The 24,436-nt window shown below is 69.3% G+C and carries 25 protein-coding genes; 12 read left to right on the top strand and 13 right to left on the bottom strand.

What is annotated here, in order from left to right; all coding sequences use genetic code 11:
* Positions 1 to 40 precede the first annotated feature (40 nt).
* Together ACFFDA_RS24955 and ACFFDA_RS24960 are read right to left on the bottom strand one after the other, a co-directional pair.
* Positions 41 to 1,177, bottom strand: coding sequence for a class I SAM-dependent methyltransferase (locus tag ACFFDA_RS24955; protein ID WP_404479958.1), 1,137 nt, complete (start codon positions 1,175 to 1,177; stop codon positions 41 to 43).
* Positions 1,174 to 1,530: a hypothetical protein gene (locus ACFFDA_RS24960; RefSeq protein WP_404479959.1), complete on the bottom strand. Its 357-nt coding sequence runs from the start codon at positions 1,528 to 1,530 to the stop codon at positions 1,174 to 1,176. The genes ACFFDA_RS24955 and ACFFDA_RS24960 overlap by 4 nt, the downstream gene beginning before the upstream one ends.
* Before the next feature lie 203 nt (positions 1,531 to 1,733).
* Between ACFFDA_RS24960 and ACFFDA_RS24965 the strand changes: the two genes are divergently transcribed.
* Genes ACFFDA_RS24965 through ACFFDA_RS24975 form a run of 3 tightly spaced genes read left to right on the top strand, consistent with a single transcriptional unit; the run spans position 1,734 to position 3,214 of the window.
* A complete protein-coding gene (locus tag ACFFDA_RS24965; RefSeq protein ID WP_404479960.1) occupies positions 1,734 to 1,988 on the top strand; it encodes a hypothetical protein in 255 nt (84 codons plus the stop codon).
* A 13-nt stretch (positions 1,989 to 2,001) separates the two neighbouring features.
* Positions 2,002 to 2,733: a hypothetical protein gene (locus tag ACFFDA_RS24970; protein ID WP_404479961.1), complete on the top strand. Its 732-nt coding sequence runs from the start codon at positions 2,002 to 2,004 to the stop codon at positions 2,731 to 2,733.
* 52 nt (positions 2,734 to 2,785) lie between these two features.
* On the top strand, positions 2,786 to 3,214 hold the full coding sequence (locus ACFFDA_RS24975; protein WP_404479962.1) for a heme-binding protein: 429 nt from the start codon (positions 2,786 to 2,788) through the stop codon (positions 3,212 to 3,214).
* Positions 3,215 to 3,337: 123 nt separating this feature from the next.
* Here ACFFDA_RS24975 and ACFFDA_RS24980 read toward each other — a convergent pair whose 3' ends face one another.
* Together ACFFDA_RS24980 and ACFFDA_RS24985 are read right to left on the bottom strand one after the other, a co-directional pair.
* On the bottom strand, positions 3,338 to 4,099 hold the full coding sequence (locus tag ACFFDA_RS24980) for an enoyl-CoA hydratase/isomerase family protein (protein WP_404479963.1): 762 nt from the start codon (positions 4,097 to 4,099) through the stop codon (positions 3,338 to 3,340).
* 85 nt (positions 4,100 to 4,184) lie between these two features.
* Positions 4,185 to 5,039, bottom strand: coding sequence for a helix-turn-helix domain-containing protein (locus ACFFDA_RS24985; RefSeq protein WP_404479964.1), 855 nt, complete (start codon positions 5,037 to 5,039; stop codon positions 4,185 to 4,187).
* Positions 5,040 to 5,260: 221 nt separating this feature from the next.
* Between ACFFDA_RS24985 and ACFFDA_RS24990 the strand changes: the two genes are divergently transcribed.
* A complete protein-coding gene (locus tag ACFFDA_RS24990; protein ID WP_404479965.1) occupies positions 5,261 to 6,562 on the top strand; it encodes an MFS transporter in 1,302 nt (433 codons plus the stop codon).
* 38 nt (positions 6,563 to 6,600) lie between these two features.
* Here the strand turns inward: ACFFDA_RS24990 and ACFFDA_RS24995 are convergent, their stop codons facing one another.
* The 5 genes from ACFFDA_RS24995 to ACFFDA_RS25015 form a co-directional block, all read right to left on the bottom strand.
* On the bottom strand, positions 6,601 to 8,208 hold the full coding sequence (locus ACFFDA_RS24995; protein WP_404479966.1) for an FAD-binding oxidoreductase: 1,608 nt from the start codon (positions 8,206 to 8,208) through the stop codon (positions 6,601 to 6,603).
* An 87-nt stretch (positions 8,209 to 8,295) separates the two neighbouring features.
* A complete protein-coding gene (locus tag ACFFDA_RS25000) occupies positions 8,296 to 9,174 on the bottom strand; it encodes an HpcH/HpaI aldolase/citrate lyase family protein (RefSeq protein WP_404479967.1) in 879 nt (292 codons plus the stop codon).
* Positions 9,171 to 9,965, bottom strand: coding sequence for an acyl-CoA dehydrogenase (locus ACFFDA_RS25005; RefSeq protein WP_404479968.1), 795 nt, complete (start codon positions 9,963 to 9,965; stop codon positions 9,171 to 9,173). The genes ACFFDA_RS25000 and ACFFDA_RS25005 overlap by 4 nt, the downstream gene beginning before the upstream one ends.
* Positions 9,962 to 11,083, bottom strand: coding sequence for a CaiB/BaiF CoA transferase family protein (locus ACFFDA_RS25010; RefSeq protein WP_404479969.1), 1,122 nt, complete (start codon positions 11,081 to 11,083; stop codon positions 9,962 to 9,964). The genes ACFFDA_RS25005 and ACFFDA_RS25010 overlap by 4 nt, the downstream gene beginning before the upstream one ends.
* Before the next feature lie 2 nt (positions 11,084 to 11,085).
* Positions 11,086 to 12,249, bottom strand: a complete 1,164-nt coding sequence (locus ACFFDA_RS25015) for an acyl-CoA dehydrogenase family protein (protein ID WP_404479970.1) — start codon at positions 12,247 to 12,249, stop codon at positions 11,086 to 11,088.
* A 193-nt stretch (positions 12,250 to 12,442) separates the two neighbouring features.
* Between ACFFDA_RS25015 and ACFFDA_RS25020 the strand changes: the two genes are divergently transcribed.
* The 8 genes from ACFFDA_RS25020 (at position 12,443) to ACFFDA_RS25055 (ending at position 21,172) form a co-directional block, all read left to right on the top strand.
* The gene (locus tag ACFFDA_RS25020; RefSeq protein ID WP_404482872.1) at positions 12,443 to 13,393 is read left to right on the top strand and encodes a formylglycine-generating enzyme family protein; all 951 of its coding nucleotides are present in this window, start codon (positions 12,443 to 12,445) and stop codon (positions 13,391 to 13,393) included.
* Positions 13,390 to 14,079 carry a CpcT/CpeT family chromophore lyase gene (locus ACFFDA_RS25025; RefSeq protein ID WP_404479971.1) on the top strand — a complete coding sequence of 230 codons (690 nt, stop codon included), beginning with the start codon at positions 13,390 to 13,392 and terminating at the stop codon, positions 14,077 to 14,079. Before ACFFDA_RS25020 ends, ACFFDA_RS25025 begins: the two co-directional genes overlap by 4 nt.
* Positions 14,080 to 14,091: 12 nt before the next feature.
* Positions 14,092 to 14,397 carry a putative quinol monooxygenase gene (locus tag ACFFDA_RS25030; protein ID WP_404479972.1) on the top strand — a complete coding sequence of 102 codons (306 nt, stop codon included), beginning with the start codon at positions 14,092 to 14,094 and terminating at the stop codon, positions 14,395 to 14,397.
* Between the two features lie 5 nt (positions 14,398 to 14,402).
* Positions 14,403 to 15,545: a serine hydrolase domain-containing protein gene (locus ACFFDA_RS25035; RefSeq protein ID WP_404479973.1), complete on the top strand. Its 1,143-nt coding sequence runs from the start codon at positions 14,403 to 14,405 to the stop codon at positions 15,543 to 15,545.
* A 210-nt stretch (positions 15,546 to 15,755) separates the two neighbouring features.
* Complete coding sequence (locus ACFFDA_RS25040; protein WP_404479974.1) at positions 15,756 to 16,292, top strand: hypothetical protein; 537 nt, start codon at positions 15,756 to 15,758, stop codon at positions 16,290 to 16,292.
* Positions 16,289 to 17,950: an alpha/beta hydrolase gene (locus ACFFDA_RS25045; protein WP_404479975.1), complete on the top strand. Its 1,662-nt coding sequence runs from the start codon at positions 16,289 to 16,291 to the stop codon at positions 17,948 to 17,950. Before ACFFDA_RS25040 ends, ACFFDA_RS25045 begins: the two co-directional genes overlap by 4 nt.
* The gene (locus tag ACFFDA_RS25050; protein WP_404479976.1) at positions 17,947 to 19,362 is read left to right on the top strand and encodes an MFS transporter; all 1,416 of its coding nucleotides are present in this window, start codon (positions 17,947 to 17,949) and stop codon (positions 19,360 to 19,362) included. The genes ACFFDA_RS25045 and ACFFDA_RS25050 overlap by 4 nt, the downstream gene beginning before the upstream one ends.
* A gap of 13 nt (positions 19,363 to 19,375) precedes the next feature.
* Complete coding sequence (locus ACFFDA_RS25055) at positions 19,376 to 21,172, top strand: serine aminopeptidase domain-containing protein (protein WP_404479977.1); 1,797 nt, start codon at positions 19,376 to 19,378, stop codon at positions 21,170 to 21,172.
* Between the two features lie 94 nt (positions 21,173 to 21,266).
* On the opposite strand, the gene ACFFDA_RS25060 is transcribed toward ACFFDA_RS25055, so the two are convergent.
* The 4 genes from ACFFDA_RS25060 to ACFFDA_RS25075 form a co-directional block, all read right to left on the bottom strand.
* Positions 21,267 to 22,067, bottom strand: coding sequence for a helix-turn-helix domain-containing protein (locus ACFFDA_RS25060; RefSeq protein ID WP_404479979.1), 801 nt, complete (start codon positions 22,065 to 22,067; stop codon positions 21,267 to 21,269).
* Between the two features lie 96 nt (positions 22,068 to 22,163).
* Positions 22,164 to 22,787, bottom strand: a complete 624-nt coding sequence (locus ACFFDA_RS25065) for a glutathione S-transferase family protein (protein WP_404479980.1) — start codon at positions 22,785 to 22,787, stop codon at positions 22,164 to 22,166.
* A gap of 15 nt (positions 22,788 to 22,802) precedes the next feature.
* The gene (locus ACFFDA_RS25070) at positions 22,803 to 23,582 is read right to left on the bottom strand and encodes a hypothetical protein (protein ID WP_404479981.1); all 780 of its coding nucleotides are present in this window, start codon (positions 23,580 to 23,582) and stop codon (positions 22,803 to 22,805) included.
* On the bottom strand, positions 23,579 to 24,436 hold the full coding sequence (locus ACFFDA_RS25075; protein ID WP_404479982.1) for an alpha/beta hydrolase: 858 nt from the start codon (positions 24,434 to 24,436) through the stop codon (positions 23,579 to 23,581). Before ACFFDA_RS25075 ends, ACFFDA_RS25070 begins: the two co-directional genes overlap by 4 nt.

Genomic DNA, 24,436 nt, shown 5'->3' on the forward strand with positions numbered 1-24,436 from the left:
AAGCGAGCCGGTGGCGGTGCCCGTTATCCGGGGGGCCGTGCTAGGCCTTGATCGTGCCGCGATAGCCTGCGGAGGCCGCCTTGCGCTTGGCCTTGCCGGCCATGCCCTTGAGGTACACCGCCTCGCGCGCGCCCGACGTGAAGTAGGCGTCGGCGGGGAAGCCAGCGGTGGCGAAGGCTTCTTCCAGGTCCAGCTTGCGCAGGCCGACGGCGAAGGGTTCGTTGGCGTTGTAGTTGAACCAGGTGGTGAAGAACTCGTCCTCGTGGTCCGCCGCCGGGGGGTGCGCGCCGTCTATGAACATCATCCCGCCCGGGCTGAGCAGGCGGTGGCTTTCGGCGAACATCTTGCGGATCTGCGGCACCGGGTTCTCGTGCGTCAGCAGGCACGAGGTGACGAGGTCGAAATGGCCGTCGGGAAAATCGGTGTGCGCCGCGTCCTGCTGCGAGAAGTGGACGGCGACGCCCATGTCCTCGGCGCGGGCGTGGGCGTAGCGCACCATCGGCGCGCTGACGTCGATGCCGTGGACTTCGGCGTCTGGATAGAGCCGCTTCCACGGCAGCGTCGAAAAGCCGGGCCCGGCGCCCATGTCGAGGATGCGCTTCGGCGCGAAGTCGGGATAGTTCTCCTTGAGCCATCCCGACATGGCGCGGCCGATGAACTCGTTCTCGGGCCCCATGCCGCCATAGGCGAAGTGGTGGACGCCCCGGTCGTAGAGCGCGGCGGCATAGACGTCGTCGTCGCTGCGCGCGGTGTGGAAGTTGCCCGGCATGACGTGGATGTCGACCATGTCCATGTAGCGCGGCGCGGCCAGGTCGGGGTTCAGGCGCGCGCTGCCGATCGGGTTCGTGACCGACGCCGCGCGGGCGTTGAGTTCAGGCAACTGGCGGTCGATCGATTCGCCCACGGTGTCCCACAGCAGTTCCTGTGCGCAGCGGCCGAGCAGGTTGGCGGTGCGGTAGAAGAAGCTGGGCTCCAGCGCCTCGCGCACTTCGCGCACGGTGGCAGGGGCGTGGCCGGTGCGTCGCTCGAACGCGGGGCGGGCGAGGTCCTCGTAGATCTCGCGGCTGCCGGGCCAGAGGACTTCGGTGAACATCTTGCGCAGCGAGCCGCAATACGCCTCTCGAGCGGCTTCGTCGTGGGTCTGGTCGGGCAGCATGGCGTGGCGGTGCTGGGTCATTCGACGGACTCCTCGGCGAAGTTGGCTGTTTCTTCGTGCTGCGCCAGTTCCAGTTCCTCGAGCGCGACGCGGAACACGCGGCGCAGCATCGCCTCGCGCGTGGCGGCGCGGCGGGCGGTGTCCTCGCCGGGAATCTCGAAGGCCTCGATCGCCTCGGGCGTCGCGACCCGGCCTGCGGCGGCGAGCAGTTCGTGCGTGTCGAGCCGATCGCGCAGGGCGCTGACTTCACCGATCAGCGCGGTGAACATCATCATGAAGCGGTCGAGGTCGCGATTGCCCATGTAGTCGGGACGCTTGGGTCCACGGGCAACCCGCATGCGCGGCGAGGGCTCGGAAGTAGGGTCCTGTGTCATGGTGATGATGATAGCGGCTTGCGGCGGGCGGACACCACCCCGGAACGGCTATCCCCAATATGCGGTGACGGGGCTGCGAGGACAAGGCCGGACGGGGGCAACCGGATAACGGGCGCCGGCCATAGTGGACTGGCTGGCTCGCGCTTCTCCATGCGAAAACCCTCAAGGCATGCTTTTTCGCCATGCTGGTATGTGGGGTTCGGATGAACAAGAATGGCGGTCTGGAATCCCTTGCCGTGGGGCTGCGTGCGCTGGCGGTGCTGGCGGACAACGCGCCGGTGGACGTCGCGGGATTCGCGAAGCTGAACTGCGTGTCCGAGGACGAGGCGCGCCGGCTGATGCGCACTTACGAGAAATGCGGCTATGCCCGAAGGACCTCGGACCAGGAGATCTACATCCTGACCCAGCTTGCCCGCGATCTGATCGGGCAGCCGGAGCCGGGTGACCGGCTGCATTGACGGACAACGCGCCATGACCACGCCCCCAAGACGACATCCCGGCGCGCGTGGCCGCATCGGGGTGATCCAGCCCGCGCCCGGCGTCATGCTGGAGCACGAATGGCCGCGCTGGATGCCGCCGGAAATCCTGTTCCCGGTCGGGCGCATCCGCATGACCGCCGCTACCGCGCAGGGCTATGCCGCGATGGCGCGCGAAGCGCCCGAGATGGCGCGCGACCTCGCCTTCGCCGGCGCCGGGGTCATCGCCTATGCCTGCACGATCGGCAGCCTGTTCGCCGGCGCCGAGGCGGAGCAGGCGCTGATCGCAAACCTTGCCGAGGCATCCGGCCGCCCGGCCATCAGCCTTGCGGCGACCTGCATGGCGGCGCTGCGGACGGTGGGCGCCGGCAATCTGGCGATCATGACGCCCTATTCGCAGGAAACCAACGGCTGGGTCGCCGACTACGTGCGCGGGCAGGGCTTCGGCGTCGCCGGGTTCCTGACCACGCCGGTGGGTATCGTCGAGGTGGGCTCGATGCTGCCCGACGAGATAACCGCTTTCGCCATCGCCGGGATGGAGCGCCTGCCGGACGCCGATGCCTTGTGGATTCCCTGCACCGCGATCCAGACGATGGACGCGATCGCCGCGATCGAGGCGGCGACCGGCCGTCCCGTCGTCAGCGGGACGCAGGCCCTGCTGTGGGATGCCTTGCGCCTACTGGGCATCGACGATCCGATCCGTGGAGCCGGCCGCCTTTTCGATTAGGCGCCCAACCATGCTTGCCTATCTGCATCCGCTTTTCTGAAATGGAGACTACATGAGCGAAATCACCCTGGCCCAGGCCAACGCCATCATTCTCGCCGCGCTCGAGGGTGCCGCCGCCAAGGGGCTGGCCGGCGCCACGGTGGTCGTCACCGACCCCTCGGGCGCCATCCGTGCGGCCGAGCGTGCCGATGCCGCGGGCCCCTTCGGCGTCGACATCGCCCGCGCAAAGGCGCGCACGGCGCTGGGCTTCCGCCGCTCGTCGATCAAGACCGCGGCGGTGTTCGGCGACAAGCCGGCCGTGGTGACCGGCCTCAACGCGGCGATCGAGGGAGCGCTGCTGCCGCTGGGCGGCGGCGTCGTCGTGGTCGATGCCGAGGGGACGATCGTGGGCGGGGCGGGCCTTGCCGGCGGCCTGCCCGAAGTCGACCACGAGGTGATCGCCGCTGCCGTCCTCGCGGCGGGGCTGGCGATCCGGGACTGACTTTAGATTCCGTCCGCTTGAAGCGGGATCGGCACCGACCCATGCGTGATCTTCGGGACGGGCGTGGGCCGGTGCCGCTTGAATAGCCAAGGGGGCGCGGGTCGTGCGCCCCCTTCGTTCGCCTCAGGCCTTGGCTAGCGCCGAGAGACTTTCGACCGCGACGCCGAGCGCCATTTCGTCGGTCACCAGCTTCTTGAGCCGCTGGGTCAGGCCGACGCGGGCGTAGCGCAAGGTATGCTCGGGTTGCTCGACCAGCCTTTCGGCGATCGCATAGGCCCGCGGCAGGAGCGCGTCGGCAGGCAGCACCTCGTTGCACACGCCGTAGTCCAGCGCCTGCGCGGCATCCAGCTTCTGCTGGGTCAGCAGGAAATAGCGCCCGCGCACCGGCCCCAGCACATGCGGCCACAGTACATGCATGCCGTCGGTCGGGCTGACTCCGTTGTCGAGGTGCGGCATGTCCTGGAACGCCGCCGTCTCCGAGGCCAGGACGATGTCGCAGGTCAGCAGGTATTCGGTGTGGATCAGTGCTGGGCCGTTGACCGCCGCGATCATCGGTGCGTCGACGTCGAGGATCGTCTGGAGCAGCCGGCGCCCTTCCCAGAACTGGATGTCCCACCGCTGCGCCAGCGACAGCGCGGGGTCGGGGCTGACCTCGGGCGAGCGGTCGAAGCCGGCGCACCAGTCGGCGCCGGTGCCGGTCAGGATGACGACCCGGTTGGCGCGGTCGGCACCGATGGCCTGGAACGCGCCGAGAAGCTGCGTCCGCGCGCTGGCACTGTAGCGGAACGAATCGCCATGGCTGTGCAGCCGCATCTCGAGGATGCCGGACTCGGTGCGGGACAGGGCGATGTTGGGATAGGCGTCGAAGTAGGCGGGGCGGGTCACGGGTATCGTCTCCGGAAGAAAAGGGAAAGACCCCGGGCCTTGGGGGCCCGGGGTCTCGCTGGGAGGTGTAAGGTCGTGTTGCCGATCAGCTCGCCTGGCGCAGGTCCCGCACGCCGTTCGAGGCCATCCACGAGGCGGGGAATGCCAGCTCTTCCTCGAACTCGCCATCGTCGCGGGCGCCGGCGGCGCGGCCGATCTGGTCGGCCAGCAGGCGCAAGTGCGGCGCGTACTTGTCGATGACGGTCGCGCTGCCCATCGCGCGGGTCATGTAGATCATCAGCAGGCTGGCGACATACTTGCCGTCGATGAAGATCGGGAAGGCGATCGACTGCTCGGGGTTGTTGTTCGGCGGCGGCTGGAAGGCGAAGCCGTTGTCGCGGACCGGCTGGATGAGCTGGTCCAGCGCCTGCGGCGCGGCGGCACGCTCGCGGTTGTAGCGGTCGCTCGACTGGGTCAGAAGCTGGCCGAGCAGCTCCTGCTCCACCGGCGTGCTGAACGCATAGGCGACCAGCCCGCTCGACGAGTTGAGCACCGGAATCTCGGCACCCACGCGGCGGCGGTTGAGCCAGAGCGAGGTGGCCGGATCGGTGGTCGAACGCAGCACCATGCGGTCGCCCGAGGGCGTGGCGATGGCGAGCGGCCAGCCGATGTGCTCGGTGACGCGGAACAGCATCGGCGTCGCCGTCTGCACGATCCAGCAGTCCTCCGAGAAGCCGCCAGCCAGCGAGCAGACCTTGGCGCTGAGCCGATAGCGCTTGTCGTCCGGCACGCGCTGGACGTAGCCCTCGGCGACCAGCGTGAGCAGGATGCGCTCGGCAGTGGTCCGCGGCAGGTCCAGGTGCCGGGCCAGTTCGGTGATCGATACGTTTTCCGTCTGGTTCAACAACGCGAGAACCTTGAGCCCCCGCTTGAGGGACCTCAGCTCCTGATCGGCTTTCATTTTCCACGGCCTCCCTAGAATTCGAAACCGTTCCATCCTGCTGGCGCCGGAATTGGCCGGTCATCCTTTTTGTCGACCGAGAAGCTAACACAGAAAGGGCGTTCGGCAACGTGACTGCATCGAAAGGCACATTGCTATGAGTTTTACGCAATCTGATGGGAAAACGTCGCGGGCCCGGTAGGGTGGCTGCGCCGCAGCCAAGCGGCCGAAAGGAAGCCATCTTGAACTCCAACGACTATCCGTCGGCCCGGCGTGGCTGGATGCTGGTGGGTATCCTCGTCGCCGCTTATGCGATGTCCTTCGTCGATCGACAGATCCTGAGCCTGCTGGTGGAGGACCTGCGCCGAGACCTCGACATCTCCGATTCGCAGATCGGACTGCTGCAGGGGCCGGCCTTCGGGGTGTTCTATGCGGTCATGGGCCTGCCGTTCGGATGGCTGGCGGACGGGTACAACCGGATGCGGATCATTGCCGCGGGCCTGCTGCTGTGGACCCTGGCGACGGTGATGGGCGGGCTGGCCGAGAGCTTCGGGCCGCTGCTGGTCTCGCGCATGCTCGTGGGCGTGGGCGAGGCGGCGCTGGTGCCGGCGGCCGTCTCGCTGCTGTCGGACAGCTTCCCGCCGCAGCGGCGTGCCTTGCCGCTGGCGATCTTCACCGCAGGGGTGTCGCTGGGGGCGGGGCTGGCGCTGGTGCTGGGCGGCGCGCTCGTTGCGCTGGCCCGCGACGGGGTCGAGGCGCTCCCGCTGATCGGCGCCTGGCTCGCGGCGAAGCAGCCGTGGCAGGCGGTGCTGGTGATGGCGGGGCTGGGCGGCGTGCCGCTGGCGCTGCTGATCCTGTGCCTCCCCGAACCGGTTCGCCGCCGGGAGCGGGATGCCGGCGACGATACCGGACTGTGGGCCCTGCTCCGGCGCGAATGGCGCCTGTTCGTGCCGCTGCTCGGCGGTTCGGCGCTGTTGTACCTGTTCTCCAACGCCCTGTCGGGCTGGATGCCTTCGCTGTTCATCCGCGAGTTCGGCTGGCAGCCGGCGATGGTCGGCCTGCGCATGGGATCGCTGATCCTCGTCTGCGCGCTGGCCGGCAACGTGTTGAGCGGTGCGCTGGCGACGCGGCTGGTCGGCGGCGGACAGGCCAACGGTACGCTCAAGGTCATGGCCGGAGGTGCCGCGCTGATGGCGCCGGTGGCGATCCTGGCCCCGCTCGCGCCCGCCGCGCTGGCGGCCCAGGCCGGGCTTGCGCTCGTCTACCTGTCGATGTCGTTGTGCTTCGGCGTAGCGACGGCGAGCTTCGTGGCGGTGACGCCGGGCCCCCTGCGCGGGCGCATGGTCGCGCTGTACCTGCTGACCGGCAATCTCGTCGGCCTGGGCCTGGGGCCGCCTGCCGTCGCGCTGGCGCTCGAGCGGATCGTGGGCGATCCCGGCGAGGTCGGCGTGGCGCTCGCGATCGTGGCGGCCTGCAGCGCGCTTCCCGGTGCCCTGCTGCTTCGCTTCGCGCTGGCCCCGCATGCCCGCGCGGCGCGGGCGTGACCTTGTCTTGATCGCAGTCCCGCTTTGACCCGCGTGGATCAGAGCCCCAGCGCGCCGGGGTTGAGCAGGCCCGCCGGATCGATCGCCGCCTTGATCGCCTGGAGCAGCGCGAAGGTCTCGGGGCGGCGCGTTTCGCGATAGGGGTACGACTTGCCGATCTGGCAGTGCACGGCCCCGTGGGACGTGAACAGGGCGACGAGTTCCGCACGCATTTCCGCCACCAGCCGGCCGGCAGGCGGGCGATCGGGCATCGTCGCCAGAGCGTCGAGGTCGCTGCGTTCGGCGGCCCGGTCGTGGGCGGCGAGCTGGTGGTCGGTCCAGTAGAACAGCGGCTCGCAGCAGATCGCGTTCGCGCCGACCGCGAAGTAGATCGTGCCGATGGTGACGTCCTGCGCCGCCAGCCGCGCGGCGTTGTCGGCGAAGTAGGCCTGCACCGCCGCCGCCGCACCGGCGATCCGGCTGTGCGGCATGATGCCATGGGTCGGCAGGTTGCGCTGGCTCTGGTCGGCGAAGGCGAGGGCGGTGAAGTCGTTGAACGGCATGGCCCGCAGGGCCCGGGGGATCGAGGGTTCGATCGGCTGCCCGCCCTGCGCCCCGGCGATGCGGAAGGCTTCGTCCAGCCGCCCCTGCACCCCGGCATCGCTGACGTCGTCGAACGTCGCGTGCAGGAGGTAGCGGTTGCCGGCGAGGAACTTCTTGCCTGTCGCGGCGAGCCTGAGCCCGTCCTTGAGGCCGCCGAACACGCCCTTGCCGGTCTTCAGCACATTGGTGAAATAGCGCAAGTCGTCGACCAGGCTGTTGTTGACCGCCATCTTCGCGGCGAAGCCCGGGTCCCACAGGTAGCACTCGGCGGCGAGGCCCGCATGGGCGATCCCCGCCATCGCGGCGAGCGCCTTGTCGCCCTCGTGCGCCTCGAACGCGAACGTGGCGTAGCGGTGGTGCGCAGGGAAGGGGATCAGCTTGAGCACGGCGCGCGTCTTGAAGCCCAGCGCGCCGCTGTCGTGCAGGAACAGGCCGGTGAGGTCGGGGCCGTAGGGGCGGAAGAACGGCGATCCGCCGTTGGTCCCGCCGCCCGATCCGGTGCGCACCACGGTGCCGTCGGCGAGCACCGCTTCGAGGCCGAGCACCGTGTCGGAGGTGGTGCCGTACTGGGTCGATCCGAGGAAGAACGAGCCTTGCGACAGGGCACCGCCGACCGTCGCGTGGTAGCCCGACATCGGTCCGAAATAGGGCGTGCGCAGGCCCTTGGCCTTGAGCGTTTCGTAGAGCGAGCGCCAGGTGCAGCCCGCTTCCACGACGACGTAGAGGTCCTGTTCGTTGATCTCGACGATGGCGTCCATCCGGCGCAGGTCGACCGAGACGCTGCCCGGGCGGACCGGGACGTACCCCTTGGTGTACGAGAAGCCGCCGCCGCGCGGCACCAGCGGGCGGTCCGCCGCGGCGCACAGGCGCACGATCCGGGCGAGCTGGTCCGCGTCGGCCGGCGCCACGACGGCATCGACCGGAACGCCGCTGGTGAAGATGTCGGTCGCGAAGAACTGGCGCGTCCCGCCTTCGGTCCGCACATGATCTGCGCCGACGATCGCTGCCAGTTCCTGAACGAGCGTCGCGTCGTCCATGTTCGAGCCCGGTTCGGCCTGTGTCACTGCGTGTCCCGTCCTGTTTCGATCTGCGTCCCTGTCGTAGTGCCCGGCGGAGCGCCACGCTTCATCCCGAACGGGGCCCGCCGCCCGTCAATCGGTGACGTCGGTTCGCATCCCCCGCGCGAGCAGGCGGCGCGCGCGCAGGACGACGGGCAAGTCGATCATGCGCCCGTCGAGGCTGGTGACGGCGGCCCCGTCCGCCGCGTCCCATGCCTGCAGGATGGCATGCGCCTCGGCCAGTTCGGCATCGCCTGGCGCGAAGGCGGCGTTGGCCGCGGCGACTTGTGCCGGGTGGATGCACAGCGCCCCGGTAGTGCCATAGGCGAGGGCGAGCGCGGCGGCCCGGCGATAGGCCTCCATGTCGCGGAATTCGGCGATCGAGAGCGGGATGCCAAGCGCCATCACTCCGGCCGCTCCCGCCGCCAGCGCGATCTGCCGCGCCGGCAGGTCTAGGAACGTCGTGCCGGGCGCCACGCCCAGCGAAAGCGACAGGTCCTCGCTGCCCAGCGCGATGCCGACGAGGCGCGGTGCCTGGGCGATTTCGGACAGTGCCGCGAGGCCCGGCGCGCTTTCCACCAGGGCGATGATGCCGATTGCGCCGGCCGGCAGCCCGCGTGCGATCTCCCATTCGCCCAGCATCTCGGCCAGGGCCTCGATTCGCCAGGCCTGCTCCACCTTGGGGAGCATCAGGGCCGCGACGCCGGGCCGGACCGCTGCCTCGAGGTCTGCGGCCAGCGCGGTCCAGCCGGCGTTGACCCGCACGACGAGGGCGTGCCCCTCGCCGTGGAGCCGTGCGATCTGCGCGGGAAGCGCCCCCCGCGCCTCGGCCTTGCGAGCAGGCGCGACGGCATCCTCGAGGTCCAGGATAACAGCATCGGCGCCGCGCTCGCCCACTTTCGCCAGGCGCGCGGGATCATCGGCGCTGACGAACAGCAGCGAGCGCCAGCCGGGGCGTGCGGAGCCGGTCATGCCAGGTCTACCCGCGCCTGCATGGCGATGCCGCCGGCCGCATCGATCGCGACGAGGTCGGCACCGGCGGCGTCGAGCGTCAGGCCCAGCGTGAACGCGTCGGTATCGAACACCGGCCGTTGCGCGCGGAACGCAAAACCGCGGATCTGGGCGGCGGGGCTGTGCCGCAGGTAGTGGTCCATCAGCAGCGTCGCAATGAAGGGGCCGTGCACGACGAGCGCCGGATAGCCTTCCTCGCCGATGGCATAGTCGCGATCGTAGTGGATGCGATGGGCGTTGAAGGTGAGGGCGGAGAAGCGGAACAGCGCAGCCGCGTCCGCCTTGAACGCGCGGGCGATCACTGGCGGCTCGGCCGGGGTTTCGGGCGCGGGCGGACGCGCCGATGCGCCGGGTGCGGCGGCTTCGCGATAGACGATGTCCTGCTCCTCCTCGATCACCGGGACCGCATCGACGCAGATCCGATGGCGCAGCGTCACGAAGCGCATGCGGCCGGACCGGCCCACCTTTTCGGTTTCCGCCAGCGTTTCGGTCTCGCGCGTGACTTCGCTGCCGAGCGGGACCGGCGCGAGGAAGCGCAGCCGTCCGCCGGCCCACATGCGGCGGGGCAGGCCGTCCCCGGCGCGGACGGGATGGCCGTCGGTCCCGATCGCCGACTGGCGCGCGTCGGACGGAAACAGCAGCCAGTGAGCGAGCGGCGGCAGTTCGCCGGGGCGCCAGGGCGGCGTCTCGTGGTCGAGCAGGGCGGCCAGGAGATGCGCGTGGCGATGCGCGGCGACGTCGCTTGCGATCATGCGGCGAACTCCGCGCGAATGGCGGCGTCGTGCTGGCCGAGCGCGGGGACGGGGCGGGCGGCGGGCGCTTCCCCGTTCCAGCGGATCGGCGAGGCCGGCAGGAGCACGGGCCCGGTGGGCGTCTGCGCTTCCACCCGGCGCAACTGGCCGTGCGCGGACAGGCCGTCCACTCCGTTCAGCCGCGCCCAGGCAGTGCCCGCCGCTTCGAAGCGGGCGATGAGCGCCGCCGAATCGAGCGCCGTGAACACCGCGCGCACTTCTCCGTCGAGCGCATCGCGATTGCGGTAGCGCAAGCTGTTGGTGGCGAAGCGCGGGTCCACGACGAGATCGGGACGCTCAAGCACGGTGGTGCAGAAGTTCGCCCATTCGCGCTGGTTCTGCACCGAGATCACCAGTTGCCTGCCGTCGCCCGCCGCGAAGGCGCCGTAGGGCGCGATCGAGGGGTGGGCGAGGCCGACCCGCTGCGGCGATTTGCCGGCATAGTCGTGATGGAGCAGGGGCACGGCCATGAAGTCCGCCATCCCGTCGAACAGCGAGACGGCGATGCCGCGGCCCTTGCCCGTGGTCCCCCGCTCGATCAGCGCCTGCAGGATACCGGCATGGGCGTTCATGCCGCAGGCGATGTCGGCGACCGACACGCCCACCCGCGCCGGGGCGTCGGCCGTGCCGGTGACGCTGGCGAGGCCCGCCTCGCACTGGATCAGGAAGTCGTAGGCCTTCATGTGCGCCGCCGGCCCGTCCTCGCCGTAGCCGCTGATGTCGCAAGTGACGAGTCGGGGATGGCGGGCGCGCAAGTCCGCCGATCCGAAACCCGCGCGCGCGGTGGCGCCGGGAGCGAGGTTCTGGACGAAGACGTCCGCATGGCTCAGCAGGCGCTCCAGCAGGGCGGCATCGTCCGGCCGCTTGATGTCGATCCGCAGCGATTCCTTGCCGCGGTTGAGCCACACGAAATAGGCGCTCTCGCCGTGCACGACGTCGTCGTAGCCGCGCGCGAAGTCGCCCTCGGCACGCTCCAGCTTGATGACGCGGGCGCCGGCTTCTGCGAGGCGGGCGGTGCACAGCGGCGCCGCCACGGCCTGTTCCAGCGATACGACCAGGATGCCGTCGAGTGCTCCCATCGTCAGAAGCTCTTGGGCATCTTGAGGACGTGGGTACCGACGTGGCTGAGGATCAGGTTCGTGCTGATCGGCGCGACCTGGTACAGGCGGGTCTCGCGGAACTTGCGCTCGACGTCGTATTCCTCGGCGAAACCGAAGCCGCCATGCGTCTGGATGCATTGGTCGGCCGCGTACCAGCTCGCCTCGGAGGCGAGCATCTTCGCCATGTTCGCTTCCGAGCCGCAGGGCTTGTGCTCGTCGAACAGGCGCGCGGCCTTGTCGACCATCTCGGCGGCGGCGGTGATCTGTACGTGGGCGCGGGCGATCGGGAACTGGATCGCCTGGTTGGTGGCGATCGGCTTGCCGAAGACGCTGCGCTCGGTCGCGTAGGCGGCGGCGCGGTCGATGAAGAAGCGGCCGTCGCCGATGCATTCGGACGCGATCAGGATGCGCTCGGCGTTCATCCCGTCGAGGATATACTTGAAGCCCTTGCCCTCGACGCCGACGAGGTTTTCGGCCGGCACTTCGAGGTCGTCGAAGAACAGCTCGGTGGTCGCGTGGTTGAGCATCGTGCGGATCGGCCGGATGGTCAGTCCGTTGCCCAGCGCCTTCTTCATGTCGACCAGCAGGACCGAGATGCCGTCCGAAGGCTTGGCGCAGTCCTCGCGCGCGGTGGTGCGCACCAGCAGCACCATGAGGTCGCTGTGCTCGGCGCGGCTGATCCAGATCTTCTGGCCGTTGACGACGTACTTGTCGCCTTCCTTGCGCGCGAAAGTGCGGATGCGGGTGGTGTCGGTGCCGCTGGTGGGCTCGGTGACACCGAAGGCCTGGAGGCGGATCTCGCCGCTGGCGATCTTGGGCAGGTAGTGGGCCTTCTGCTCGGCCGAGCCGTGCTTGAGGACGGTGCCCATGGTGTACATCTGCGCGTGGCAGGCGCCGCCGTTGCAGCCCGAACGATGGATTTCCTCGAGGATCGCGGTCGCCGCGCCAAGGCCCAGGCCCGAGCCCCCGAACTCCTCGGGGATCAGCACCGAAAGGAACCCCTCGCGAGTCAGGGTCTGCACGAATTCGGTGGGATAGCGGCGGTCGCGGTCGAGGTCCTGCCAGTAGGTTCCGGGAAATTCGGCGCAGAGGCGGCGCACCGATTCGCGGATTTCGGGGTAGCTCTGTTCTCCGAGTTCGATCATCTTTCAGGCCCTGTACTGGGGCATGACGGATCATTCCGTCCATGCGCCTTGCATCAGGCAAAGGCACAGTGGCGCGCACAATTCCATCGCTGCGCTCGTATCAACCGCATAGTGGGGCAAGGGGCTGCGGCACGCGCCCGGGCGGCGATACCGTGTCTAGGATGACCGCGTCGTCAGGAAAGGTTCGGTGGGAATGCGGCTCTCTGGTTCTCTTGCGGTGCTTGGTCTGTGCCTGCTGGGAGGCTGCGTCACCGGCCCCGGGGCAGGGCATGGCTATGGCGAAGGCGACGGTGCTCCGGCGATGGTGCGCGTGGCGGCCGGACAATTCGTCGCCGGCAGCGAGGCGGCGGAAACCGACGCGGTGCACTATCCCGCGCTCAACGCCGCGCGCGAGCAGCCGGCGCGCCTCGTGACCGTCGCGCACGCCTATGCCATCGGCCGCACCGAAGTGACGCGCGGCCAGTTCGCGCGCTTCGTCGCGGCTACCGGGTGGAAGCCCGACGGGCCTTGCGGGTTCCTCGCCGACGGACCCTCCAACCGCTGGGACGCGGACATGGCGCACGACTGGCGCAATCCCGGCTTCGCGCAGGGCGACGATCATCCCGTGGTCTGCGTCAACCTGGCCGATGCGCGGGCCTATGCGAGCTGGCTCAGCGCGCAGACCGGGCGGCATTTTCGCCTGCCGTCGAACACCGAATGGGAATATGCCGCCCGCGCCGGGACGACCACCGCGCAATGGTGGGGCGATCGCCCGGCCAGCGAGGCCTGCCGCTATGCCAGCGTCGCGGGCAGCGAGCGGGCGAGAGCGCACAATGGCGGCACGCTCGATCCCCAGAAGTTCTTCCCCTGCGACGACGGCTACGTCGAAACCGCGCCCGTCGCCTCGTTCGAACCCAATCCCTGGGGCCTCTACGACATGATCGGCAACGTCTGGGAATGGACCGAGGACTGCCTCAACGCCGACCAGAAGGGTGCGCCGACCGACACCGCCGCGCGGACCACGGGCGACTGCGCCTCGCACATGGACCGCGGTTCTTCCTGGACGAACTCGCCCAAGTACGTGCGCGTCGCCGCACAGCACCCGGACCTGGTGGGCGCGCGCAACACGGTGCTGGGCTTCCGGCTGGTGGAGGACCTGCGATGAAGGCCGTTCTGGTCGCAGGGCTCGTGGCGCTGGCGACGGCGTCGGCCACCGGCGCGCAAGTGACGCGCGAGGACAATCGCACCGCCGCCGGCGTCGTGCTGAAAGATGATCTCGACGCGCGCCTCGCCGCCTTCGTGGCGTTGGCGCAGGGCGAATACCGGGGGCGCTGGCCGGGTGCCTTCGCGAAGAAGCCACAAGTGCCGGAGATCGAGGCCTGGGCAGTGTTCAAGCGGGTCGAGGCGCCGCAGTTCTCTCCCGTGACGCTCTACCAGGAAGTGCGCGAGGGCGGACCGGACGGGCGCATCGTGCGCCAGCGCATCATCGCCTTCGACACCGCGCCGGACCGGACCCACAACCTGGCGACGTTCTACCCGATCATGGACCCCGCCGCCGCCCCGCGCGCGGACTTGCATCCCGAGCGGCTGGCGGCGCTGTCGCCGGCCAACCTGCCCTACTTCGGCAGGGGCTGCCAGATGAACGTGATCGGCGGGCAGCCCACCGGCTTTCGCATCCTCACCGCGCCCACGAGTTGCGTGATCCCCTATCCGGACGGGCGCTCGCGCTACACCGGCATGGAGATGACGTTCGATGGCGCGGGCTTCACGTTCCAGGAAGCGGCCTATGGCGTCGACGGTGCCTTCTGGGCCGGGCGCCTGGAGACCAGCCGCTTCACCCGCACACGATAACGGAGATACGCGATGTTCCGCCTGATCGGCACGATGAAGATCAAGCCCGACAAGATCGAGCAATGGGAGGAGATCATCACTCGCCGCCGGGCCCAGGTCCTGCGCGACGAGGATTTCACGCTGGTCTATGATTTCTACCGCTCGGCGCTGGACCCTTGCGAATACGTGGTGATCGAAGGCTTCGCGGACGAAAGCGGCCACGAGCGGCACCTGAAGCAGAGCATCGGCCACGAAGCGATGATCGAGTGTTTCGCCGAGCCGCCCAGCCTGCAGAAGGTCTGGCCGGTCAAGGGCTGCGCCAGCGACCCCGAAGGCTGACCTCGATGGACTTCGACCCCGCGCCGTTGCGGCAGGTCCTCGACGAAGCGACGGCGCGGCAGGCGATCGTCGGCTGCGTGGTCTGCGTCTCGCGGCACGGCGGAGCGATGCAGGTCCTGGCCGCCGGCCTCGCCGACCGCGAGCAGGGGCTTGCCATGGCGCCCGGCACCGTGTTCCGCCTGGCCTCGCTGACCAAGGCGGTCGTCTGCGTCGCGGCGCTTCGCCTCGTCGAGGAAGGGCGGCTCGACCTTGCCGATCCGGTGACGCGCTGGCTGCCCTGGTTCGCGCCGGCTTTGCCCTCGGGACATGTGCCGGCCATCTCGATCGCCGACCTGATGACGCATCGTTCGGGCCTAGGCTATGCCTTCGGGCAGCCCGCCGGGACCGGCTACGATGCCGCCGGGATTTCCGACGGGCTCGACGACAGCGGCCTGACGCTCGCGGAGAACATGCGGCGGCTGGCCGAACAGCCGCTGTTCGAGGCCCCGGGGACGAAGTGGCGCTACTCGCTGGGGATCGACCTGCTGGGCCTGATCCTCGAACGGGCGACCGGCGAAGCCCTCGCACAGATCGTCGCCGGGCGGATCACCGGGCCGCTCGGCATGGCGCAGACGGGCTTCCTTGCCGCGCCGGACACCCGGCTGGCGACGCCTTATGCCGACGGCACGCCTGCTCCCGTACGCATGGCGAGCGCACAGACGGTGCCGATGGGCACGGGCGTCATCCGCTTCGCTCCCGAACGCGCCCGGGATGCGCATGCCTTCGCCTCGGGCGGGACCGGGCTGGTCGGGACGGCGGGCGACTATGCGCGCTTCCTCGATGCGATCGCGCGGGACGGCGGCGGCATCGTCTCGCCCGCGATGGCGCGGCGGTTCGTCACCGATGCGGTGGACGGGGCCGATGTCGGGATGCCGGGCTCTGGCCTCGGATGGGGGCTGGGCGTTGCGGTCCTGCGCGATCCGGGCGCGACTGGCTCTGCGCTGGCGGGGGGAAGCTGGTCGTGGGGCGGGGTCTACGGCAACAGCTACTGGGTCGATCCGCAGGCGGGCATTTCGGTGGTGGCGCTCACCAACACCGCGCTCGCCGGAATGGCCGGACCCTTTCCCGAGGCCGTCCGGCAGGCGGTCTACGCAGGTCTCGGCGGCTGAAGCCGGTCCACGGCCCGGGGTGGGCGACCTCGGGTTTCACAACGCTGCAACATTGTTGACCGACAGGATGGCCCGCAAACCACGGGCCCCTTTCGCGCCGTCGCGTCGCGGCGGGGGACAGGCAACCGAATTTCGGTCGCACGGCGCGCAACAGTCTTGAACAACCTTGCGAGAAGCCCCCCAATTGCGCTTCCCAACAAAGGATGATTCATGGGCTTGCGCTGCTTCCTATCCATGGCTCTGGCGATCGCCGCGGGCGGCTCGGCCTGTGGGGCCGCCGCAAGCGAGGGGCCGGCCCCGGCACCGGCCGCCTGCCCGACGCTGGGCGCGGACTTCGCCCGCTCGGGCAAGGTGCTGAAGCTCTACCGCGCCTATACCGGCGCGGACGGCGAGTCCAAGATCGAGACGACCGAGCTTCCGGGCGTTGACGGCGTCTATTACGGTGGCAAGGTTTCGCTCACCCAGTTCGGCTTCGGCGATCCGAGCAACGCGGTGGTCGTCTATGGCCACCCCGGCATGGACATCCCGCCGCACCGTTCGCCCTATCGGGAGATATTCATCATCGTCAGCGGCTCTTCCACCATCCGGCTTGCCGATGGCACGACTTACGAAATGACGCCCGGCTCGATGCTGCTGGGCGAGGACCAGACCTCGCGCAGCGGCCGGGGCGGAACCTCGGGCCCGTGCGGCTACGTGGCGATCGATTTCCAGTACAAGGCGGACGCCGCCAGGGACGGCGCACGTTGAGCCCGTCGCCGCACGAGATCGTCCACCGTCGCTTCCTCCAGGTCGGGGAGCGGCAGGTCCACTACCGCCGCGTCGGCAAGGGGCCGCCGGCGCTGTTCATCCATTCCTCGCCGACCAACAGCAGCTTCGTCCTGGCCGACATGCTGGCGCAGTGCGATCGCTATACCTGCTTCGCCTTCGATACGCCGGGCTTCGGGTTGTCCGATCCGCTGCCGCTGGCGCAGATGAAAGTGGCCGACCTCGCCAACGCGATCGCCGAAGCCATGGCGGCGCTGGGGCTGCCGCCGGTGCCCGTCTTCGGCACCCACAGCGGCGCCGCGATCGCTCTCGAACTGGGCTACCGCCACCCGGAGAAGGTGACCGGACTGGTGCTCGACGGCGTGCCGATCTTCACCCGGGCGGAAGTCGAGCCCCTGCGCGGCGCCTATTTCGCGCCGCTGACGACCGACGTGCTCGGCGGCCAGTACGCCTCGACGTGGACGCGGTTCCGGGACCAGAGCATCTGGTTCCCGTGGTGCTCGCGCGTCCCTGAAAACCTCAACGAATACGACCTCGCCACGCCCGAGAACACGCACCGCTGGCTGGGCATGTTCTTCGCGGCGGCGGACCACTACAAGCCGGCCTACCTGGCGGTGACCTCCTATTGCGAGGACGCGGTCGAGGCGGCGGCGGGGCTCACCGTCCCGGCGGTCTTCACCGCGACCGAGACCGACATGCTCCATCCCCACCTGGATCGCCTGCCGCCGCTTCGCGAAGGGCAGCGGATCGCCGAGATCGGCACCAGCCAGGAGCGCAAGCGCGACCTGACCGGCGAGAGCTTCGCCCTGTTCGGCAGCGACGGCACCGCGCCCGCCTCGGCGGTGGTCGCCAGGGCCGGTGCTCGCATCCTGCGCCAGTTCATCACCGACGGCACCCGCGCCCAGATGGCCCGCTACGCCGGCGACCCCGCGAACGAGGCAGTGCTGCTGCTTCACGATGCGCCGGGATCGAGCCTCATGCTGGAAGACCGCATCGCGGCGCTCGCCGCCGACCGCTTCGTCATCGCGCCCGACATCCCGGGTAGCGGCGAGTCCGAAGGACTGGACGCCGCGGCGGAGCTTGCCGACTACGCCGACGCCCTGTGGCGCCTGTGCGATGCCTTCGCGGTGGAGCGCGTGGTTCTCGAAGGACGCGGCCTCGGCGCGGCACTGGCGGCGGAAATGGCGTTGCGCCAGCCGGCGCGCGCCGTGACCTTGCGGCTGGACGGTCCGCTGCTGCCCACGGCAAGCGAGCGCGGCGAGATGATCGCCCGCTTCGCCCCGCCGCTCCCGATCGAGTACGACGGCGCTCACTGGTATCGCCTGTGGCTGCGCCTGCGCGATTCGCTCGTCTACTGGCCCTGGTACGATACGCGCAGGGTCGCCCTGCGCCGCGTCCCGGCGCCGATCGAGGCGCGGGCGCTGCACGACTGGACGGTCGAGGTGATGAAGCAGCGCGAGACGTACGCGCACTTCCCGCTGGCCGCCCTGCGCCACGACATGGCGGCGGCGCTGCGCGCCTGCACCGTGCCGATCGACCTCGTCGCCCACTCCCGCGCCATTGGCGGAGAGGCTTTCGCCGAGACCCTGGACGCCCTGCTCGGCAGCATGGCCGGTGGTTTTGAGGAGGCAGGGGCATGACGTCCGAAACGGAACGCAAGGCCCCCCTGTCCCGCGGGATCTGCATGGGATGGGGGCTCGGCACGCTGGGGCCGGTCACCGTGCTGACCGCGTCGAACGTGCTGCTGCTGCGCTACCTCACCGACCATGTCGGCATCGCGGCGGCGCTGGCCTCTTCGCTGATCGCCTTCTCCAAGCTGCTCGACGCCTTCCTCGACCCGACGATGGGCTGGCTGTCCGACCGCACGCGCAGTCGCATGGGGCGCCGCCGGCCCTACCTGCTGGCGGGCGGCGTCCTGCTGGCACTGTCGGTCGTGGGGCTGTTCTCGGTTCCCGACATCGCCGACTACGACCTGCGCGCCGTCTACGTCGGGGCGGTGCTGGTGTTCTATGCGCTCGCTTATACAGTCTTCAACATTCCCTACCTGTCGATGCCGGCCGAGATGACGACCGACTACCACGAGAGGTCCTACATCATGAGCTTCCGCGTCTATGCGGTGGGGCTCTCGACGATCGCGGCCTCGGTACTGGGCCCGATGGTCCTGGCAGCGCTCGGCGGCGGTTCGGACGCCTATGCCAAGATGGCGCTGGTCTTCGTGCCGCTGATCCTGCTCTCGGCATGGATCTGCTTTCGCGCCACGCGCCATGCGCCGTTCACCGCGAAGCCGGACAGCACCCATTACCCGATCCTCTACCAAGTGAAGTCGGTGGCCTCGAACAAGCCGTTCCTGGTCCTGATCGTCATCAAGTTCCTGACGCTGATGGCGCTGGGCGTGCAGTCGGTCTTCGCGTTCTTCTTCACTTACGTGCTCAAGGTCTCCGACGTGTACCTGGGCCAGTATTTCCTGTGCTCGTCGCTGGCGATGATCCTGTCGCAGCCGCTGTGGCTGCGGCTGTCGCGCTGGAGCGGTTCCAAGCGCAACACCTACATCGCCGCGCTGGCGCTTTCACTGCCGGCCTACCTGAGCTGGCTATGGGCCGAGCCCGGCCAGCCGGTCGCCTTCATCTTCCTGCGTGCGGCAGTGATCGGCGCGGCGGGCGGCGGTGCGATCCTGATGGGCCAGTCGCTGCTGCCGGATACCATGGAATATGACTACCTGCGCACGGGCCTGCGCCGCGAGGGGCTGTTCGCCGGCTTCTACACCACGGTCGAGAAGCTGTCGGGCGCGATCGGCATCGCCGTCGTCGGCGCGGTGCTGGGCAGCGCCGGCTACGTCCAGTCGATGGGCAGCGGGGTCACGCAGCCGCAATCGGCGATCGACGCGATCTATTGGGTGATGTGCTTCCTCCCGGCGCTCATCAGCCTGCTCGGGATCGTCGCGCTCCTGTTCTACCGGCTCACCGAAACCAGTCTCAAGGCCACCACGCTCCTTTCGCCGATCGCGGCACCGACCACCGACGGGGAAGACTTCCCCGCCTTGCCGACAACCTAGAAGGATACCCGTCATGAAGGCCACGAGGCTTTTCCTCGGGGTGGCGATGGCCGCCGCCCTGCCCGTTCCCGCGCCTGCCGCTCCCGTCCAAGCGCCTGTCCTGGCGACGACCCCGGGCCGTGACGTGCGGGTCGAGGTCGTCCAGCTCGAAAGCGATCCGCCCGAGAAGATCAAGGAGGCGCCCGGCGGCGGCCGCACGCTGGCGCCGGCGATGCTCTACACGCCCGCGAGCGGCGCCAACCCCTTCGGCCCGGCGATCGTCATGCTGGACGACGGCCCCGGCTCCCATCCGCTGGCGAAGGACCAGGCGACGCGGTTCGCGGCCGAGAAGCTGGCCGCGCAAGGCTACACCGTGCTCAGCCTCTACACCGGGCAGGAGCGCAATTTCCCTACCGTTCCGTTCGGCGACAACAAGTGGGCCATCGCCAGCGCCCTCGCGTTCCTGGAACACGCCGGCTACGAGGACTTCGCTATCGCGGCGCAGGGCTACGGCGCGCTGGTCGCGGCGGACTACCTCAAGTCCCAGCCGGACAAGACGCTCGACAACGGCAGCGAACGGCGGGTCAAGGGCCTGATCCTCGTCAACCCGGTGCTCGACGTGAAGGGCTTCCCGGCCTTCGGAGACAGCAAGGGCTATGCCGAGCGGACCGTCCTCGCGCGGCGCGAGCTGGCCGACGGCACCGGCAAGTATCTGACGAGCCTCGAGCCGGGCCACGGCACCGAGGGCAACCAGGCCGACTGGATACGGCAGGGCAACTTCGTCTCCCCCGCCGAAGCGTGGCTACAATACTGGAGCCCCGAGGCCCAGGCGCGCAACCTCGCGCTGCTCAAGGACCTGCCGGTGCCGGTCTACGTCCTGGCGGGCGACAAGGCGCCGACGACGCCGGCCTCGGCGGTCCCGGGCATTTCCGGCACGAGCACGAAGTTCGCGGCGATGGCGGGCGTGCTCGATCCCGCGGCGGTGACCGATGGCATCGCGGGCTGGCTCAAGGCAGAAGGCCTCGGCGTGCGTCCGAAAGTGCGCATCACCACGGCGGACGTCGCGACCGACGGCGGCGCGCCGCTGTTCGGCATGGTCTACGAACCGGAAGGCGGCGCCGATCCGGCCAAGCCGGTGGTCATGCTGATCCATGGCCGCAGCGGCGATACGCTCCAGTCGTCGACCCACTGGATGGGCTGGCGCTTCGCCCAGGCGGGTTACAAGGCCATCGCTCCCTCGCTGCGCATTTCGGGCGCCACCGGGATCGAGACGGGCACGATGGCCGATGTCGAGAAGGACATCGGGCACTGGGTCGATGCGACGGTGGCGATGGGCGCGAAGCGCGTGGTCCTGACCGGGCACAGCAACGGCGGCATCTGGATCTCCAACTACATGAGCGACACCCACGACAAGCGCATCGCCGGCATGGTCTACTTCGCGCCGACGGTGGACGCGGCCGAATTCCAGAAGCGTCTCGTGGGGGAAAAGGTCTATCAGGCCGACAACGCGCGGGCCTATGCCGCGATCGCCAAGGGGCGCGGGCTGGACGAGGTCATGGGCCTCAACACCGCCGTGTCCTATTCCGAACTCTACGGCAGCAAGGCGCGGACCGTACACAGCCAGCGCGTCGGCGAGTTCGACCTTCCCGGCATCGCTTTCGCAGGCGGCAAGGACGCCCTGATGCAGGACTGGTTCCTCGACCGCTTCCAGAAAGGCTATCGTGGCAAGCTGACGCTGGTGCGCTATCCCGAGGGCAGCCATGGCTTCCGCGAGAGCAAGGACCGGCTGATCGCAGACGCCGCCGCCTGGATCGCGCGGACGCTTCCCTGAGACTGCCTCGCCCGACACTCCCGACGTCCCCGCTCAGGCGGGGACGTCGGGAAACGGGCGGTAGCACCGCGCCGGTGTGCGAAAACGCCCTGGATCAGGCGTCGTGGACGGCCGGCCCCGCAGCCCCGCGATCCGTCGTCGCATCGAGGGCGGCTTCGATGCGCCGGGCGATGTCCTTGAGGCGGGGGACGAACTGGCTGATGACCTGCTCGTTGGTCAGGGCCCGCGCCATGAACGCCATGAAGATCGCACCGCGCACGCGCCCGCCCGACATCACCGGCACCGCGACACTGCGCTCGCGGCCCAGGTCGAGGCCGAAGCTGTAGCCGGTGCTGCGCACGTTATCGAGCAGGTAGCGCATCCGGTCCATGTCCTTGGCGGCGGCCTGCAGCGGGTCTTCGGAGCGCTGGAGCATCTCGATCATGATCGTGCGCTGGCGGTCGTCGAGGAAGCCGAGGAAGGCGAGGCCGCTGCTGACCATGGCCATCGGGCCCACGGTACCGATGAAGCGGCGGTTGAGGTTGAGCGTCGTTTCCGAATCCGTCGTCAGGCGGACCGTCATGAACTCGCCCAGCGGCAGGGCGAGGCACAAGGGCCAGCCGATTTCGCGCGTGGTCTCGAACAGGATCGGCCGGGCCGACTTCACCAGCAGGTTTTCCTCGGCATAGCCGTCCGACAGCGAATGGACCTGCGCGGTGAGGTAGAAGGCCTTGGTCGTGCGGTCGCGCTCGACGAAGCCTTCGCTCAGCAGGGTCATGAGCACGCGTTCGGCGGTGGTGCGCGGCACCTGGAACTGGCGTGCCAGTTCGGCGATCGTGATCGAGCCCATGGTGTTGATGAGCGCGACCGCACGCAGGCCGCGCTTCAATGATTTCAACTCCTGGGTGCGTTCCACGTCTTGCCTTCCGATGTCGGGTGGGTTCCTCGTCAATGACTGCCCGCTCGCGGCCGGCCTGGCAATCCATCCGGGCCCGGCGAAGGGTCCGATCGGTCAGCCGGGGACGGCAAGGCCGCGCTGCACGGCCGGACGCGCCGCGATCCCGTCGCGCCAGGCGAGGATCGCGGGATAGGCGCCCAGGTCCACGCCGAACCGGGGCAGCGAGCCGTTGACCAGCGTGAAGCCGAGGATGTCCACGTAGGTCATCCGCGCGCCGGCGAGATAGGCGCTGGCTGCCAGCCGTGCCTCCATGATCGCCAGATAGCGCCCGATCACCTCGAACTGCTTGGCGATGATCCCGGCGTCGTCGCCGAGACCCGACAGGCGGGCGAAGAAGATCGTCGTCGGTGCGGACTGCAGGCCGCCGGCGAGGATCGCGGTCCAGCGATCCGCTTCGCATTCCTCGGCGCCGCCCTCGGGCAGCAGCTTGCCGGACTTGCGCGCGAGATGGCGCAGGATCGCGGCGGATTCGCCCAGGTGCAAGGGCTCGCCGCCGAAGCCGTCGGGATCGACGAGGGCGGGGATCTGGCCCATCGGGTTGACCGCCAGCAGCGCCTCGCCACGATGCTCGCCGGCAGCGAAGTCGATCGCGACGACGTCGTAGGGAAGGCCCGCCTCCTCCAGCATGATCGAAGCGCGATGGCCGTTGCCGGTGTCGGCGGTGTAGAGCGTCATCATGTCCGTGGTCTCGCTTCAGGCCCAGCGCGGGCGGATCTGGTCGCCCTCGAAATACTGCGGATAGAGTCCGCGCAGGTCGTCCCAGCCCTTGGGGTTGAGCTGGTCCTGCATCGGCGTCTTGTGCATCAGGCCGCGCACCGCGAAACGGACCGGCATGTCGCCGAAGCCTAGCCACGCGGGGGCGGCCAGCTCGAAGCTGTACATACCGCTCGCCGCCACCGAAGGGGCATCACCTTCCAGGTCGGCCTTGTCCGCCAGCCATTGCAGCACGGTCTTCGATTCGACCGCTTTGCCCTCGGAGATGTCCGGGATGCGGCCCTCGGGATCGGGGAAGGAGCGCAATTTACGTTCGGTCTGGGTGATGCACACCTTTTCGCCGAGGTCTGTGACGACGAGGCTGGAGGACTTGAGCTGGGCGAAGGCCTGCACCGCGTCGCACATCTCGATGCCGCCGTCCGCCGCAGGCCTGATCGAGTAGCCCGAGGGGCCTTCCTCGAACTGGCGAGCGGCATCGACGGTGGCGCCGGTGAGCGGGTTGGTCCAGCGCTGGGGCAGCTCGCCGGTCATGGCGTCGCGGAACAGGCCGATTTCCCACCACGGCACGCGGAAGCCGGCGGCGGGGTCGGCCGGGTCGAGCGACCGGGCGCCGTAGACCATGACCGTCTCGACGTGGTTGACGATGACGTCGAGGTGGTCCTGCGGCGTGGCGATGGTCGTGCCCAGATACCACCAGGCGCTCTCGCTGCCGTCCTCGGCCGAGCACAGGGTACGGCGATAGATGTCGAGTGCGTTCATGCGTGCTGGCCCCAATCGAGGAAGTCGGCGACGGCGCGGAAGATCTGCGCGCGCGGGTTCTGGATGTGGGCGTAGTCGCCGCCGCCCGGTACGATCGCCAGGGCCTTGTCGGGGTTGGCGATACGCTCGAAGAACAGCGCGCGATCGGCGGCGCCGTGCATGTAGGCCTGCGCCCCGGCAGCCTCGCCGTAGAGCATCAGGGTCGGCCGGGTGATCCGCGCGGGGTCGACGGGGACCGAGCCGTTTTCGTTCTCGACGCGGATGCCGTTGGGGGCATCCAGCTCGTTCTGCGAGGCTTGCGTGGCGACCGAGACGCGCACGTCCTCGTGGGTGAATTCGGCTTCGAGGCGGTTGTAGAAGTAGTCGTAGCTGTTCTGCCAGTAGGGCACCTTCTCGGGGAAGGGGATCAACTGCCCGCCGCCCAGCGCCGGGTCGAGCAGGACGAGGCGGTCGATCGCGCCGGGATTGCGCTCCACGAACCGGCCGGTGATGCGACCGCCCCACGACCAGCCGACCAGGTGCGGCCGTCCGTGCCCCTGCGCCGCGACCCAGCCGAGCACGGCTTCGAGATCGGCGATGGCCTCCTCGGTCTGGACCAGCAGCGGATCGTGGGCGAGTTCCGAGCGGTAGTACCCGCGCAGCGAGAAGGTCAGCGCCGCGTAGCCGCGCGCCACCAGCGCATCGAGGAAGCTGTAGCCGACGTGGCCGGGTACCTGGAGGTCGTAGCCCAACTGTCCCGAGATGTTGGCGCCCTGGACCAGCACGACCATGCCGCGCGCCTGGCCTTCGGGGGCCTTGAGCCGGGCGGCGAGCTTGCCGGCGGGGCCGTCGATGAAGAAGTCTTGTTGGATCAT

Source organism: Novosphingobium sp. BL-52-GroH (genome assembly GCF_044813085.1).
Lineage (GTDB): Bacteria > Pseudomonadota > Alphaproteobacteria > Sphingomonadales > Sphingomonadaceae > Novosphingobium.

Excerpts from the sequence above, each read along its gene's own strand:
- ACFFDA_RS25050 (WP_404479976.1), top strand. The coding sequence starts at position 17,947 with ATGACGTCCGAAACGGAACGCAAGGCCCCCCTGTCCCGCGGGATCTGC.
- ACFFDA_RS24960 (WP_404479959.1), bottom strand. The coding sequence starts at position 1,530 with ATGACACAGGACCCTACTTCCGAGCCCTCGCCGCGCATGCGGGTTGCC.
- ACFFDA_RS25070 (WP_404479981.1), bottom strand. The coding sequence starts at position 23,582 with ATGAACGCACTCGACATCTATCGCCGTACCCTGTGCTCGGCCGAGGAC.
- ACFFDA_RS25075 (WP_404479982.1), bottom strand. The coding sequence starts at position 24,436 with ATGATCCAACAAGACTTCTTCATCGACGGCCCCGCCGGCAAGCTCGCC.
- ACFFDA_RS25015 (WP_404479970.1), bottom strand. The coding sequence starts at position 12,249 with ATGATCGAACTCGGAGAACAGAGCTACCCCGAAATCCGCGAATCGGTG.
- ACFFDA_RS25010 (WP_404479969.1), bottom strand. The coding sequence starts at position 11,083 with ATGGGAGCACTCGACGGCATCCTGGTCGTATCGCTGGAACAGGCCGTG.
- ACFFDA_RS25000 (WP_404479967.1), bottom strand. The coding sequence starts at position 9,174 with ATGACCGGCTCCGCACGCCCCGGCTGGCGCTCGCTGCTGTTCGTCAGC.
- ACFFDA_RS25005 (WP_404479968.1), bottom strand. The coding sequence starts at position 9,965 with ATGATCGCAAGCGACGTCGCCGCGCATCGCCACGCGCATCTCCTGGCC.
- ACFFDA_RS24985 (WP_404479964.1), bottom strand. The coding sequence starts at position 5,039 with ATGAAAGCCGATCAGGAGCTGAGGTCCCTCAAGCGGGGGCTCAAGGTT.
- ACFFDA_RS24975 (WP_404479962.1), top strand. The coding sequence starts at position 2,786 with ATGAGCGAAATCACCCTGGCCCAGGCCAACGCCATCATTCTCGCCGCG.
- ACFFDA_RS25055 (WP_404479977.1), top strand. The coding sequence starts at position 19,376 with ATGAAGGCCACGAGGCTTTTCCTCGGGGTGGCGATGGCCGCCGCCCTG.
- ACFFDA_RS24955 (WP_404479958.1), bottom strand. The coding sequence starts at position 1,177 with ATGACCCAGCACCGCCACGCCATGCTGCCCGACCAGACCCACGACGAA.
- ACFFDA_RS25065 (WP_404479980.1), bottom strand. The coding sequence starts at position 22,787 with ATGATGACGCTCTACACCGCCGACACCGGCAACGGCCATCGCGCTTCG.
- ACFFDA_RS24970 (WP_404479961.1), top strand. The coding sequence starts at position 2,002 with ATGACCACGCCCCCAAGACGACATCCCGGCGCGCGTGGCCGCATCGGG.
- ACFFDA_RS25035 (WP_404479973.1), top strand. The coding sequence starts at position 14,403 with ATGGACTTCGACCCCGCGCCGTTGCGGCAGGTCCTCGACGAAGCGACG.
- ACFFDA_RS25030 (WP_404479972.1), top strand. The coding sequence starts at position 14,092 with ATGTTCCGCCTGATCGGCACGATGAAGATCAAGCCCGACAAGATCGAG.
- ACFFDA_RS25040 (WP_404479974.1), top strand. The coding sequence starts at position 15,756 with ATGGGCTTGCGCTGCTTCCTATCCATGGCTCTGGCGATCGCCGCGGGC.
- ACFFDA_RS24965 (WP_404479960.1), top strand. The coding sequence starts at position 1,734 with ATGAACAAGAATGGCGGTCTGGAATCCCTTGCCGTGGGGCTGCGTGCG.
- ACFFDA_RS25025 (WP_404479971.1), top strand. The coding sequence starts at position 13,390 with ATGAAGGCCGTTCTGGTCGCAGGGCTCGTGGCGCTGGCGACGGCGTCG.
- ACFFDA_RS25020 (WP_404482872.1), top strand. The coding sequence starts at position 12,443 with ATGCGGCTCTCTGGTTCTCTTGCGGTGCTTGGTCTGTGCCTGCTGGGA.